Annotated in this window: 8 protein-coding genes and 6 pseudogenes; 7 read left to right on the top strand and 7 right to left on the bottom strand. The window is 60.4% G+C overall.

Features of this window, described 5'->3' with window-relative positions:
• Positions 1 to 37: 37 nt before the first annotated feature.
• Together tnpB (HAP54_RS49165) and tnpA (HAP54_RS52710) are read right to left on the bottom strand one after the other, a co-directional pair.
• A complete protein-coding gene (tnpB, locus tag HAP54_RS49165; protein ID WP_165128211.1) occupies positions 38 to 391 on the bottom strand; it encodes an IS66 family insertion sequence element accessory protein TnpB in 354 nt (117 codons plus the stop codon).
• A gap of 64 nt (positions 392 to 455) precedes the next feature.
• A pseudogene (gene tnpA, locus HAP54_RS52710) lies at positions 456 to 854 on the bottom strand (IS66-like element accessory protein TnpA); the annotation flags it as partial.
• A 482-nt stretch (positions 855 to 1,336) separates the two neighbouring features.
• Here tnpA (HAP54_RS52710) and HAP54_RS49175 point away from each other — a divergent pair.
• Positions 1,337 to 1,789, top strand: a complete 453-nt coding sequence (locus tag HAP54_RS49175) for a hypothetical protein (RefSeq protein ID WP_175619335.1) — start codon at positions 1,337 to 1,339, stop codon at positions 1,787 to 1,789.
• A 1,036-nt stretch (positions 1,790 to 2,825) separates the two neighbouring features.
• On the opposite strand, the gene HAP54_RS49180 is transcribed toward HAP54_RS49175, so the two are convergent.
• Positions 2,826 to 4,015 (bottom strand): IS3 family transposase gene (locus HAP54_RS49180; protein WP_166307225.1). Its coding sequence is split into 2 segments (ribosomal slippage): positions 2,826 to 3,766 and positions 3,766 to 4,015, totalling 1,191 coding nucleotides; the frame shifts between segments, so codons are not numbered across the junction.
• 398 nt (positions 4,016 to 4,413) lie between these two features.
• Between HAP54_RS49180 and HAP54_RS49185 the strand changes: the two are divergent.
• Positions 4,414 to 4,773, top strand: a pseudogene (locus HAP54_RS49185) (IS110 family transposase); the annotation flags it as partial.
• Between the two features lie 18 nt (positions 4,774 to 4,791).
• On the opposite strand, the pseudogene HAP54_RS49190 reads toward HAP54_RS49185, so the two are convergent.
• Positions 4,792 to 5,174, bottom strand: a pseudogene (locus HAP54_RS49190) (IS3 family transposase); the annotation flags it as partial.
• Positions 5,175 to 5,247: 73 nt separating this feature from the next.
• Between HAP54_RS49190 and HAP54_RS49195 the strand changes: the two are divergent.
• Positions 5,248 to 5,700: pseudogene (locus HAP54_RS49195) on the top strand (IS110 family transposase); the annotation flags it as partial.
• A gap of 144 nt (positions 5,701 to 5,844) precedes the next feature.
• On the opposite strand, the gene ltrA reads toward HAP54_RS49195, so the two are convergent.
• A complete protein-coding gene (gene ltrA / locus HAP54_RS49200) occupies positions 5,845 to 7,095 on the bottom strand; it encodes a group II intron reverse transcriptase/maturase (protein WP_166208664.1) in 1,251 nt (416 codons plus the stop codon).
• A 670-nt stretch (positions 7,096 to 7,765) separates the two neighbouring features.
• On the opposite strand from ltrA, the pseudogene HAP54_RS49205 reads away from it, so the two are divergent.
• The 4 genes and pseudogenes from HAP54_RS49205 to tnpC all read left to right on the top strand — a co-directional run.
• Positions 7,766 to 8,230, top strand: a pseudogene (locus tag HAP54_RS49205) (IS110 family transposase); the annotation flags it as partial.
• An 8-nt stretch (positions 8,231 to 8,238) separates the two neighbouring features.
• Positions 8,239 to 8,634: an IS66-like element accessory protein TnpA gene (gene tnpA / locus HAP54_RS49210; protein WP_166202956.1), complete on the top strand. Its 396-nt coding sequence runs from the start codon at positions 8,239 to 8,241 to the stop codon at positions 8,632 to 8,634.
• Positions 8,631 to 8,978, top strand: coding sequence for an IS66 family insertion sequence element accessory protein TnpB (gene tnpB / locus HAP54_RS49215; RefSeq protein ID WP_063676425.1), 348 nt, complete (start codon positions 8,631 to 8,633; stop codon positions 8,976 to 8,978). Before tnpA (HAP54_RS49210) ends, tnpB (HAP54_RS49215) begins: the two co-directional genes overlap by 4 nt.
• Before the next feature lie 46 nt (positions 8,979 to 9,024).
• Positions 9,025 to 10,698, top strand: a complete 1,674-nt coding sequence (gene tnpC, locus HAP54_RS49220) for an IS66 family transposase (protein ID WP_166205228.1) — start codon at positions 9,025 to 9,027, stop codon at positions 10,696 to 10,698.
• A 379-nt stretch (positions 10,699 to 11,077) separates the two neighbouring features.
• Here tnpC and HAP54_RS49225 read toward each other — a convergent pair.
• Both HAP54_RS49225 and HAP54_RS49230 read right to left on the bottom strand, forming a co-directional pair.
• Positions 11,078 to 11,335, bottom strand: a pseudogene (locus tag HAP54_RS49225) (transposase); the annotation flags it as partial.
• A 57-nt stretch (positions 11,336 to 11,392) separates the two neighbouring features.
• Positions 11,393 to 12,457, bottom strand: coding sequence for an IS630 family transposase (locus HAP54_RS49230; RefSeq protein ID WP_166204319.1), 1,065 nt, complete (start codon positions 12,455 to 12,457; stop codon positions 11,393 to 11,395).
• Positions 12,458 to 12,484: the final 27 nt, after the last annotated feature.

The raw sequence follows: 12,484 nt of genomic DNA on the forward strand, positions 1-12,484 counted from the left end.
CGCCCGGGATATTTGCAAGCCGTAGACCGGCAATCTGTCAGCCAGCAACCCGATATTGTCGCACCGGATGGCGGACCATCGCATCGATGTCGATCCCGTCGAGGATCCAATGCAATTGTTCGCTCGTAAGTCGTACCACCGTTTCCTGGCGCCGAGGCCAACGGAACTTATCCTCGGTCAACCGCTTCAACACCATCACAAACCCTGACCGATCGAAGAACAGGAGCTTCATCCGGTCGCGACGACGGTTGCAGAAAGCAAACACAGCAGAGGCAAATGGATCGAGTGCCATCGTCTCCTGAACCAGCACCGCGAGGCTGTTGATGCCGGCCCGGAAGTCGATCGGCTCGCGGTGCAGGTAGACCTGAACGTCCGCGGCCAGTCTGAACATCGCACAACGCTCCGACTATCGCCGTCACCGCTCGTACATCACCGCATTCCAGCGTCAGCTGCAGTCCATTCGGCAGTGATGCGTTCACCTTGGCCGGAGAGGAAAGAGGGCTTGTCCGCTCAAGTTCCGAGAGCTGCACCCCAGGATCATTGGGTCGCAGGTCCTGCACAGCAGCACTGTCCTGCCTCGACATAGCCCGATCCGGGGAGCCTTCGATCTGAACCGGAATAAACGCCGGCGTCGAAGGCGGCGCGATCGCCACCGTTTCCTTCTTTGCGAACCGGTGCTGGCGTATCCACTTCCACACAAGGTTCGCATTGACCCCATGTTCGAGCGCCAGCTTGGCAACCGAAGCGCCCAGCTCAAGGCAGGCGGCGATAAGATGCTCCTTAGCTACCGGATCAAATGTTCGTCGTCCGCTCGGGTGCACAACCGTCACCCGCAGCTTCTGTCCTTCTTCCATCACGTAGTGTCCACCTCACATTTGGTGGACACCTCATGCATCAGCTCTCTCAACATAAAAAGGTGCGTAGAAGGCCGCGCTTACTGATATCCTCTTCAGTAGTCTGATCGATGATCACCCCTCGGCGACAAAGGGAGGATCGATGGCGGACGCAGAAACGCCGATCATAGATGCGTGAAACTTATCCGCGATGCTTTCGGCCACGCGAATCTGTCCCTAATCCTGCTGCTGTGGGTCCGGGTGAATGGGCATCCTCTACACGCCGGGGGCACGCTTGCCGCAACGGCAACACCCGGGCGGCATACGCAGCTGGCACTTCTCTGACCAAGAGCGGAGCTTCTTTGCGCTACATCAAAAACACGGTTGCTGTATCGCGCTAGACAAGCGGTGTAGCCGAACAACCTGCCTGTCTAAAGCTGTTTAGGCTATGGGCTCGGACCAACAGGTACTCCGAGCCCGCTACGTCCGAGCAGGAGGCGCGCATGTCCGGAACCTATTACGCGGATGATCTCGGTTCAGCCGTACACTACGCGCTGGAAACGACCCATGCCATAGCGGTTTGCCCTTTCCACTTGGACCAGACGATCCGTATTGGCGACGACGCGGCTGAACGCCATGCTTTCGCGCGCGCCAGAAAGCTCGTCAGGCGCGATGGCACGACGTGGCAGGGAGACGCCCTTCGGAAAGAATTTGGATGCCAACTCGGCAAGGCCGCCGACCGGTACTGTCCTCGCTGCGTCCTTAAGGACGATCCGGGGCAAGGCCACGGGCTTTTCGGCTCCAATCCTCCCGGTCCTGCTTCCGGCTATGGATATGAGTACGCTATGCCGGGGCCTCACGACGAACCACAACTTGCCTGCGAGGGCTGCCGTGATCTCGTTACGCTTGAGAAGGCGAAGCTGCGGGAACAGCCAGCCGCAATCGTAAACTCTTGATCTAAGGCAAATGCCGACTTGACTGCACAAGCGAAGGCTTTCGATCCCGGATCGTCGCCGATCTTTAAGTACGCGGCAATTACCGCGCGGCTCATCTCTCACGAGCAATCTTGATACAGATCATTTCCGAAACTACCAGGAATGGCACGCTGCACAATGCGAAACGAAGGAGGTTCCACATGACATCGATCTCAAAACCACAGTGTCCTCGGTGTGGTTCTGGGTTAGTCCATCTCGAATGGTATGAACGCGCCAACGCGCAGGAAGTCCAGGATCTTTGGCACTGCTGGAACTGCAAAAACCAATTCGTCACCGTCGCCACTTCTAACGAGAAGGAGCCGTCAGTCAGTGAGGTCACCGAATCATTCTTTACGAGCCTGCTAGTCTGATCAATGAAGAGCAGGTCCCATCTTATTAGGAACTCGTTCGATGCGATGTGGCCGATCCGTCGCGACATCGCCGACCTGGTACAGTCGGTTCGCCGGGCCGCACGCGACAAGCAAGCCGCCTTCTAAGGATTGCGGTGCGCGCCGGGCGTGGCCCTCGAGCGGTTCCTGCGATTGCGGACGGGCAAGCCGCTCAAACCTGGATTCAGGTTTCGCGGAAAACGCGGAAGAAGCTGTCGAACACCGGCTTCAAATGGCACTTTGGTCGCAAAGGCGTCGCTTCTAAGTGCAGCAGCGATCGACGCGCATTTTGGATCCGACGCATGATCATCGGGACACCAAGCTTCGGCAGATGATCAGAATGTCCTCCTCTTCGGCATAAAACTTGACGGTCTCGCCATCGTGAGTTTCTTCGAAAGGATGCCGGACCAGCGCCTTGTTCTTGTGGTGCGCGGCGAAAGTAGAGATGGCGTGGAGCAATTGGAGATTTTCGGCATCCTTCGGATTGGCGATGCTGCGTCCGGCTGGAAGCGTGCGAGTGCCAATCCCCGCGCGAAGGTGCGGCAGGCCTGCGGATGATGCTCGAGATGCTGTTCGACGAGGTCAGCGCCGCTATCGCGCACGATCTTGTATGACCTTGCCCCCAAGTTTTATCCAGTCCTGAGTTCGCCCCGGCTGTTGGATTTGCCCGGTTGGGCGGTGGCAGCGGCGGGAGCTGGCGCGGAGCCCTCGGCATAGCGCAGCGCCAGCTCCCGCCGCAGGTGGCAGGTGAAGGCGAACTCGGACGGCGTCTTCCATCCGAGCTGCGAGTGTGGTCGTGCCTCGTTGTAATCGACCCGCCAGCATCCGAGCGCGACACGGGCCTGGGCCAACGACATGAACAGCGTCTCGTTCAACAGTTCATCGCGCAGCCGGCCGTTGAAGCTTTCAATGAAGGCATTCTGCATGGGCTTGCCCGGCGCGATGTAGTGCCATGCCACGCGGCTCTGATCAGCCCATGTCAGGATGGCGTTGCCGGTGAGCTCGCTGCCGTTGTCGCTGACCACCATCTTCGGCTTGCCGCGCTCAATCATCAGCCGGTCCAGCTCCCGCGCCACCCGGGTGCCCGAGAGCGAGGTGTCGGCCACCAGCGCCAGGCACTCGCGGGTGCAGTCGTCGACCACGGTGAGGATACGGAAACGGCGACCATCGGTGAGCTGATCCGATACGAAGTCGAGCGACCAGCGGTCGTTCGGCGCCATCGGCACCGTCATCGGCGCCCGGGTCCCGATCGCCCGCCTGCGGCCGCCACGGCGACGCACCGCAAGCTTCTCTTCCCGGTAGAGCCGGAACAGCTTCTTGTGGTTGATCACATAGCCCTCCCGCTTGAGCAGAACGTGGAGGCGCCGATAGCCAAAGCGGCGGCGCTCGTGGGCGATCGCCCTCATGCGTTGGCGAAGACCGGCATCGTCCGCCCGGGTCGTCTGGTATCTCATGGTCATGCGACAGCAGCCGATGGCTTTACACGCCCGCCGTTCGCTCATCCCGAAGGCGTCTCGGAGATGGGCGACAGCTTTCCGCTTGGCCGCGGGCGTCACCATTTCTTTCCCACGAGGTCCTTCAAGGCTGCGTTGTCCAGCATGGCGTCGGCCAGCAACCGTTTCAGCCGCGTGTTCTCATCCTCCAGCGTCTTCAGCCGCTTGGCCTCCGAAACCTCCAGCCCGCCGAACTTGGCCTTCCATTTGTAGATGCTGGCGTCGCTGACGCCATGCTTGCGGCACAGATCGGCGACCGACACGCCGGCCTCATGCTCCTTCAAGATCCCGATGATCTGCTCTTCCGAAAAGCGGCTGCGCTTCATGCTCTGGTCCTTGTCGTGGGCCAGAACGAACTTCAAACTGGATTAAACCCGCGGGGCAAGGTCAGCCGGGCAGCGATACTCGCCTTTCTTCCCGGGCTGTGATGATAATTCGAGGCGACGAAAACCGGCGCCGCAGCAGGAACATATTACGTCGCTCTTTCTCATCTCTGAGCCTCACACTGCGCGCTGTCATGAATATATAGCAACGCTCAGTTGCAGCCGAGTTCGATATGTCAGAAATTATGATCCGCTGTCCGGTGACGAGTCAGGCCGTGCTGACTGGCCTGAGAGTTGCCCTCGCTCAAGCACGGCCTTGGTCTCGAACCAGGCGACGATTGATTCGACCAGCGCGATGCCGATTGCCGCCATTATCCGAATCAGCTCGATCATGATCGGACAGGATCACCAAGCAGGGCCGCGGCCAAGCTCGCGGAATGCTCGTCGAAGCAGCATGGGCTGTAGCCCGTTCGCCGGGACCGCTGCGTGCATTCTTCCAGGGCGTGGCTTCACGACGCGGCAAGCACATCGCGGCAGTCGCGACGGCGCGGAAGCTGACGATGATCATCTGGCATATGCTGACTAAGAGCACTGACTACATCTGGACCAGGCCGGCCCTGCTGGCACGCAAGTTCCGGAGCATCGAACTGCGCGCTGGATTACCCACCAGCCATGCCAAGCGTGGATCGGCCTATGATTACAACATCCCCGGGAAGAGAGCTGAGGAACGAGCACGCGTGGAATCCGCCGAGAAGGAGTACTTGTGTCCGGTCGCCAGGATCGTGGACGAAATCCATCGCCCAGGTCTCGTTCGATCGTGTCGCCGGCCTGCGATCATCGCGCAGCTTGGCCTTGACCCGGCGCTTGGGCGTTCTGTTGCGCAATTGCAGGCCCAATTCGCGATAGATGCGCCGCGTCTTGTTCTGGCCATGGCGCCAGCCTTCACGACGCAGCAGGACGTGAACACGGCGGTAGCCGTAGCGGATGCGAATATGGCAGATTTCCTTGATCTTCTGTTCGAGGTCAGCCTGGCCGGAGCGACGGGACTTGTAGTGATGGATCGAGCGGTCAAATTCGAGAGCGTCACAGGCCCTGCGGATCGAGACCTGCCATTCGCTGCGGACCTCGTCGACAGCTTGCGCTTCCGGCCAGGCTTCATAGCTAATGCGATGGTCTGCCCCGCCGAACCCGCGCATACTGCGCGGCGAGTTTTCGACCGAGAAAGGACCAGAAAAATGTTGCGCAACAAGCCTCAGCCTGCCGCTGTCTTCGGCATCGATATCGGAAAGAATGTTTTCCATGTCGTAGCAACAGACGCACGCGGTAGAGTCATTCAAAAAGTAAAGCTCCGCCGCGACACACTTTTGCAGTTCTTCGACGCCGCGCAGCGTACGGCCGTCGCGATGGAGGCTTGCCCAGGCTCCCAATGGCTGGCGCGCAAGTTACAAGAGCTTGGGCACGTGGTCCGAGTGATACCTGCGCAGTTCGTGAAGCCCTACGTGAAGTCCAACAAGAACGATATCATCGATGCGGAAGCGATCGCCGAGGCCGCCACCCGACCCGCGATGCGCTTTGTTGAGATCAAATCGGAAGCCCAGGTCGACATCCAGGCGCTGCACCGCATCCGAGATCAGAAGGTTGGCCTGCGAACTCAGCTCGTCTGCCAAATGCGGGCATTTTGCCTCGATCGTCGCTGAGATACCTGACCCCCGCGGCCTATGCCGCCCACCTCACCGCAACGGACGATCGGCTGCGGTCGAGTCGCCCGGGGGAATTTCACCCCCAGGCGCTCACGAATCCGGACGTGAAGCTCGCGCTTCATCCGGCTTCTATCATCCAGCCGTTGGTCTGATGCCGACTTTCCACAGATACAGCAGGCTTGGCGCTCGTTTTGCGAGACGTCCTAGCCAGGATATGGCCGCAGTTTTCCGGCGCTTGAACCTTTTATATTTCCCCATCACCCACCGGGTGAGCACCATGTTGACGTGACGAAGGACGTTGACGCACTCCGAGCGGTAAAACCGCCCGTAGTAGTTCAGCCATCCTCTCGCGACAGGGTCGATCAGTTTGGCTAGGTCTTCCAGCGTTTGGTTGCTCCTGCTTGTCACCCGCCATTCGCGGATAGCCTGCCGGATTCCCTTGGCTGCCTTGCGGCTGATGGCCGGTGCGAAGCTGACAAACTTCTCACCCTTGCTGTCCCGAGCTTTGCGCGGCCGGAACGTGTAGCCGAGGAAGTCGAACGTGATTTGCTCGTACCCTCCGCTCCGATTGTTGTCCTTGCAGTAGACGATCCGGGTTTTCTCCGGGTGGAGTTCCAGACCGCACTCGGCAAGGCGATTACGGATCGCTCCCAGTACGGCTTTGGCCTCCTCCTCACTCCAGCAATGGACGATCGCATCATCAGCGAATCTTTCGAAGCGCAGGTGTGAGAAGGTCCGTTGCATCCATGCATCGAAACAATAATGCATGAAGAGATTGGAGAGTACGGGCGAGACGACAGAACCCTGAGGGGTTCCTCGTGTTCGCTCGTCGCGGGTCCCGTCTTTCCGCTCCACGGTGGCTTGCAGCCACCGTCTGACGTAGAGACGAACCCAGCCCAATTCCACATGGTGGGCTACAGCTTTTTCCATCAGGTCCCATGGAATCGTATCGAAGAACGACTTGATGTCCAAGTCTATGACCCAATCGAATTTCCAGCAGCGCTCGCGCGCCTTCCCCACCGCATCGAGCGCAGAGCGTCCGGGCCGATAGCCGTAAGAGTCGGGGTGGAAGACTGGCTCCACTTCCTTTTCTATGACCATCTTTGCGACCGTCTGGGCCACTCGGTCTCCGACGGCGGGAATGCCGAGTTTCCTGACACTCTTGCCATCGGATTTGGGGATTTCCACGAGACGAACAGGCGGTGGAAAATACGTCCCCGACGACATGCGATTCCAGACCTTGTAGAGATTCCTCTTCAGGTCCTTTTCGAACGCCGCGACGGAGACGCCATCCACGCCCGCGGCCCCTTGGTTTGCTTTGACCTGTTTCCAAGCCTGCCAAACAAGGTGCTTGGAGATATCATACGGCTTTGCCTCGGACATCAGTTCATCCCCATTGCGGGTTGGCTGTTGTCGTTGGCCAGATGATCGGGTCCCTTCGCTCCACCTGCATTACCAGGCTTCATCACTACTGCGAACCCGTCCGCCCCTGCGCCGTGCATCGGTACTCTCCCCTCAGCGGTGCTGCCGCTTTCAGGTTCTCCCTTGGCATCACGACACAGGTTCCCACGTTCCGTGTAAGAGCCTGCCATCAGGATCGCGCCGCCTCTACACCGGTCGTCACCCATCCAGTAACCAGGCTCCCGATAGGCTTGCTCCCAAGGAAGGGTTGAACCCTTGGTTTCGACAACGTCTGTACTGGTTTTCGATGCTTCATCGGCGGTTCGCTTCCGCTCGCCTTCCTGAGGCTTACCTGACGGGCTTGCGCCCGCCTTTTCCAACAACGCTCACCACCTCGACCGTTGTGTCGAAGCAGCTTGTGGTGGTTTGGACTCTGATCCTGCAATCCGAGCCCGAGGGGCCTACCCTCATCTCTTGCACAGCAAGGCTGCTTGAAGGCTTTAGGTCAATTGATCTACCTCCTTCTTCGCGCCGTCGTGGCGCACCAACCCCGACCAGCTCCGCCGATCGTCCGTTGCTCCACCCGCGCCACTTGGCGTACAAAGCCCCGAGACTCTAACTGCTGCCGGATGAAAATTCAGTGGCAGGTCACATCGAACACCGCATCGCCGAGATCACTCGTGAAATCGAGGCTTTGGCGGCGAGTGACGAACGAACGCGCCGGCTCATGACTGTTCCCGGGATAGGCCCACTGGTGGCGACGGCATTCGTCGCGAGCGCCGGCAATGCTAGTCAGTTCCGAAGGGCCAAGGACCTCGCCGCGTGGCTTGGGTTGGTCCCTCGCGAACACTCAACGGGTGGTAAGACGACCCTCCTCGGGATCAGCAAAAGAGGCAATCACTACCTCAGACGGCTGCTGATTTACGGCGCAAGGTCATGCGTCATGCATCTGAACCGTACTTCCAATCGCCTGGGTTCGTGGCTGACCGGCCTCGAAAAGCGCATGCATACCAACAAGGTCACCGTGGCCCTGGCTGCAAAGATTGCGCGGGTGGCCTGGGTCATCCGTATCCGTCCGAGGGCGGCCGTCTTGCGAGTTTTTCCGATCTGTAGCTGACTGTCCTTATGGACGGACATAAGGACAGTGCGGTGCTGAGCCGCATGGATTTGGTGGAGACCGGTCGGCGGCGACGCTGGACGCGTGCGGAGAAGCTCAGAATCGTAGAGGAGAGCTTCTCGGGGCCACGACTGGTGTCGGCGACGGCTCGCCGGTATGGGATATCACGTCAGCTTCTGCTGAGCTGGCGCAAGGCTTGGACCTGTCATGATCCGGCCGAAGAGGATTCGATCGGCCCGACATTCGTCCCTGCGATAGTTGCGGCAAGTACGCCGCCAACGACGGAAGCTGTCGAGACAGGTCAGATCGAAATCGTGAGCCCTCAGGGGCTGCGCGTGGTCTTCGGCCCCGGTGCGGATATCGAGGCGGTCGTTCGAATTGCTCGGGGCCTGGCGCGCCGATGATCCCGATCCCGACGGGCGTGCGGGTGTGGCTGGCGACGGGCCATACCGACATGCGGTGCGGCTTTCCGAGCCTGGCTCTGCGCGTGCAGGAAGTGCTCAAGCGCGACGCCATGGGCGGCGGTCTTTTCTGCTTCCGGGGCAAACGCGGTGATCTATTGAAGGTCATTTGGCACGATGGCCAGGGCGCCTGCTTGTTCACCAAAAGACTCGAGAGAGGCAGGTTCATCTGGCCATCGGTTGCTGGTGAATCGGTAACGATCTCTCCGGCGCAGTTGAGCTATCTGTTGTCCGGGATCGATTGGCGCAACCCTCAAGAAACCCAGCGTCCGACGCGGGTCGGATAGTCGTTTTACGGTTTGAATCTGCTGCTCGATCTGATTCAATGGCTCCATGATATCGAAGCCGGATGATCTTCCATCGGACCTTGTCAGTGCCCTGGCGGCGCTGCAGGCCGAGCGTGAGGCGCGACAGAAAGCCGAGGCGAAGGCCGCCAACTGGCAGGCGCAAGCCGCGAATGCGCAGGCGAAACTGTCGGATACCGAGGCGCTGATCGCTCATCTCGAGTTGCGCATCGAGAAGCTGAAACGCGAACTGCACGGGCAGCGATCCGAGCGCTCGGCACGGCTGCTCGAGCAGTTGGAGTTGGAGCTCGAAGAACTCGTCACCACGGCGAGCGAGGATGAGCTTGCCGCACAGGCCGCAGCGGCGAAGACGCAGAACGTCCGCCCCTTCATGCGCAAGCGGCCGGTGCGCAAGCCATGGCCTGACGATATCGAACGCGAGCGCGTCGTCATTGAGACTCCAACGACCTGCGCCTGCTGCGGTGGATCGCGGCTGGCGAAGATCGGTGAGGATGTGACCAAGACGCTGGAGGAGATCCCGCGCCGCTTCAAGCTGATCGAGACGGTACGCGAGAAGTTCACCTGCCGCGATTGCGAGAAGATCAGCCAGCCGCCCGCGCCGTTCCATGCCACGCCGCGCGGCTTCATCGGCCCACAATTGCTGGCGACGATCCTGTTCGACAAGTTCGGCATGCATATCCCGCTCAACCGCCAGAGTGCGCGCTTTAAGGCCGAGGGGATCGACCTGCCGTTGTCGACGCTGGCCGACCAGGTCGGCCACGGGACCTTCGCCGTCATGCCGCTCTTCCACTTGATCGAACGCCACGTGCTCGCTGCCGAGCGCCTTCATGGCGACGACACCACCATCCGTATTCTGGCGAAGGGCAAGTGCACGACCGGGCGGATCTGGACTTATGTGCGGGATGACCGGCCGTTCGCCGGGCCTGCGCCGCCGGCAGCGGTCTATTACGCCTCGAGCGACCGACGAGGCGAGCATCCACAGAGACATCTGGCCGCCTTCGCCGGCATCTTGCAGGCGGATTGCTACAGCGGCTTCGAGCCGCTGTTCGACCCGCAGAAGAAGGCGCTGCCGATTACGCCGGCGTTTTGCGTGGCCCATGCGCGGCGGGGCTTCTTCGAGCTGGCTGATATCGAGAAAAATGCTCGGGAAGGCAAGAAAGGCAAACCGGTCTCCCCGATCGCGCTGGAGGCTGTCAGACGCCTCGATACGTTGTTCGAGATCGAGCGCGCCATCAACGGCCGCGGTGCCGGCGAGCGGCGTGCCGCTCGCCAGGAACAGAGTAAGTCACTTCTCGAGGACATGCATGCCTGGCTGCTCCGCGAGCGCGAAACCCTCTCGCGTTCCTCCGAGGTCCTGAAGCCGATTAACTACATGCTCAGGCGCTGGGACGGCTTCGCCCGCTTCCTCGACGACGGCAGGATCTGCTTGACCAACAATTGCGCTGAGCGCGCATTGAGGGGCATCGCCTTGGGAAGGCGCAACTGGACCTTCGCCGGCAGCCAGCGCGGCGCCGACCGTGCCGCCATCATGCTGACGATGATCACGACCTGTCGCCTCAACGACGTCGATCCCAAGGCCTGGCTCGCCGACGTCCTGGCCCGTATCGCCGATCATCCCGCATCGCGTCTGCACGAGCTCTTGCCCTGGGAATGGAAGCTCCTGCGCCAGGCCGACAAGCCAGCCAATCAGCAGGCCGCCTGACCTTCACCCTTCACCCAATGCCATCATAGACCTCGCCGTGCCCGCGCGCATGCGTCAATCAGGCGGCCTCCGTCGTATGCGTACGGTCATCCTTTACGCGGCCCGGCTCGACCTACGAGCGGCGCCTTCCCGCATTCCCGCAAGCCCGGGCAGCAGACTGCGAGGTTCGAGTCCTGATGACGAGACAGTTGATCGGCGCCGCGTAAGCCCTTCGCCGAAAACATGCCCGATTAACTAAACTATCTGGGAACGCGGCGTGCTGATCTCATCATGGCCTGGCTGCAACCGCAGCCCACTCGCGAGAGGCCGGATACATTTACGCAGACTGTCGAAGTCGGATCGCTCAAGAGCCTTGCACGGGCGGGGCAGACCATACATTTCGGCGGATCACGTCCTGCAGCATCTCCTTGTCGAGCGACAGATCGGCGACCAGCTTCTTCAGCTTGCCATTCTCCTCCTCGAGCTGCTTTAACCGTCGCATCTCGTTCGGCAGCAGCCCGTCATACTTCTTCTCCCAATTGAAGTAGGTCGCCTGGCTGATCCCGGCCCTGCGGCAGATCTCCGCCACCGCACCCCCGTCGCTGCCCTGCTTCAGGATGAACGCCTTCTGGGCGTCCGAAAACTTCGAGGCCTTCATCGTCGTCGCTCCTCCCAGCCGGGTGGATTTACGCAGCGCAAACTCTAGTACCCAGAATCAGAGCTGAGTGATACGGCGGCCTTTGAAACGGCGTTGACGGACCTTTTTCTTGGTCCAGACGAAGGGCTCGGCTCTGTCGTTGTATGCGTTGACGTAGGCATCGATGTGCTCCTGAAGCTGCGTGAGGCTTGTGAAGGAGGTGCCGCTGAGCGACTGCCCCTGCAAGATCGAAAACCATACCTCGACCTGATTGAGCCAAGACGCACTTGTCGGCGTGAAATGAAATTGCACGTTGGGGTGGGCCTTGAGCCAATGCTCGTTCTTCTTGTGGGTGTTGAGGTTGTCGAGGATGACGTGAAGCTTCCGGTTCGGAAAAGCCGCGGTGACGCTGTTCATGAAGTCGAGAAACTCGACGCGGCGTCGGCGTTTTGAATGCGCCGCGATGATCTTTCCGGTGGCGACTTCGAGCGCCGCAAACAATGTTGTGGTGCCATGCCGCTTGTAATCGTGGCTCTGGCCGGTCAAGGCGCGGCCATTGGGCAACTTCAGATAACCCTGCGCTCGCTCCAAAGCCTGGATCGAGGGCTTCTCGTCCACGCACAGCACAATGGCCTTCGCGGGCGGGGCGACATAGAGGCCGACAACATCGGCGGCTTTGGCCGTAAAGTTCGGGTCGTTGCTCTCACACCAGGACTTACGAGCCGCGAGGTCAATCTTGTGGCTGCGCAGGAACCGCCAGACATATTGGACGTCAACATCGCCCAGCGCCCCGGCCAGCAGGGGCCCGGTCCAGCGTGCGAACCCGTCCGGCGGCGGCTTGTCCAGCAGCTTCAGAATCCGCTTGTCGGTGGCCTTCGTATAGATTGGCTGCTTGCCCGGTCGCGGCTTGTCTTGCAGCCCTTCAAGGCCTTGGTCGGCATAGCGATGCCGCCAAAGGCTGACAATCCGCGGCTGGACCCCAACTTCCTTGGCGATCGACCGAGTGCTGCGTCCATCCGCCGCCAACAGAACTATCCGCGCCCGCTTCAAATCGCGCTGCAACGTCACCGGGGAGCGGCAACACGCCTCAAGCACCTTGCGATCTTTCCTCGAAAGGTGGACTTCTCTTGCTTCGGGTATCATCCCGACCTTGAATCACGACTCACGCTT

This window comes from Bradyrhizobium sp. 2S1 (assembly GCF_011516625.5).
In the GTDB taxonomy this organism is placed as follows: Bacteria; Pseudomonadota; Alphaproteobacteria; order Rhizobiales; family Xanthobacteraceae; genus Bradyrhizobium; species Bradyrhizobium septentrionale.

Coding starts and splice junctions, on each gene's coding strand:
- tnpB (WP_165128211.1), bottom strand. CDS start 391: ATGTTCAGACTGGCCGCGGACGTTCAGGTCTACCTGCACCGCGAGCCG.
- HAP54_RS49175 (WP_175619335.1), top strand. CDS start 1,337: ATGTCCGGAACCTATTACGCGGATGATCTCGGTTCAGCCGTACACTAC.
- ltrA (WP_166208664.1), bottom strand. CDS start 7,095: ATGTCCGAGGCAAAGCCGTATGATATCTCCAAGCACCTTGTTTGGCAG.
- tnpA (WP_166202956.1), top strand. CDS start 8,239: ATGGACGGACATAAGGACAGTGCGGTGCTGAGCCGCATGGATTTGGTG.
- tnpB (WP_063676425.1), top strand. CDS start 8,631: ATGATCCCGATCCCGACGGGCGTGCGGGTGTGGCTGGCGACGGGCCAT.
- tnpC (WP_166205228.1), top strand. CDS start 9,025: ATGATATCGAAGCCGGATGATCTTCCATCGGACCTTGTCAGTGCCCTG.
- HAP54_RS49230 (WP_166204319.1), bottom strand. CDS start 12,457: ATGATACCCGAAGCAAGAGAAGTCCACCTTTCGAGGAAAGATCGCAAG.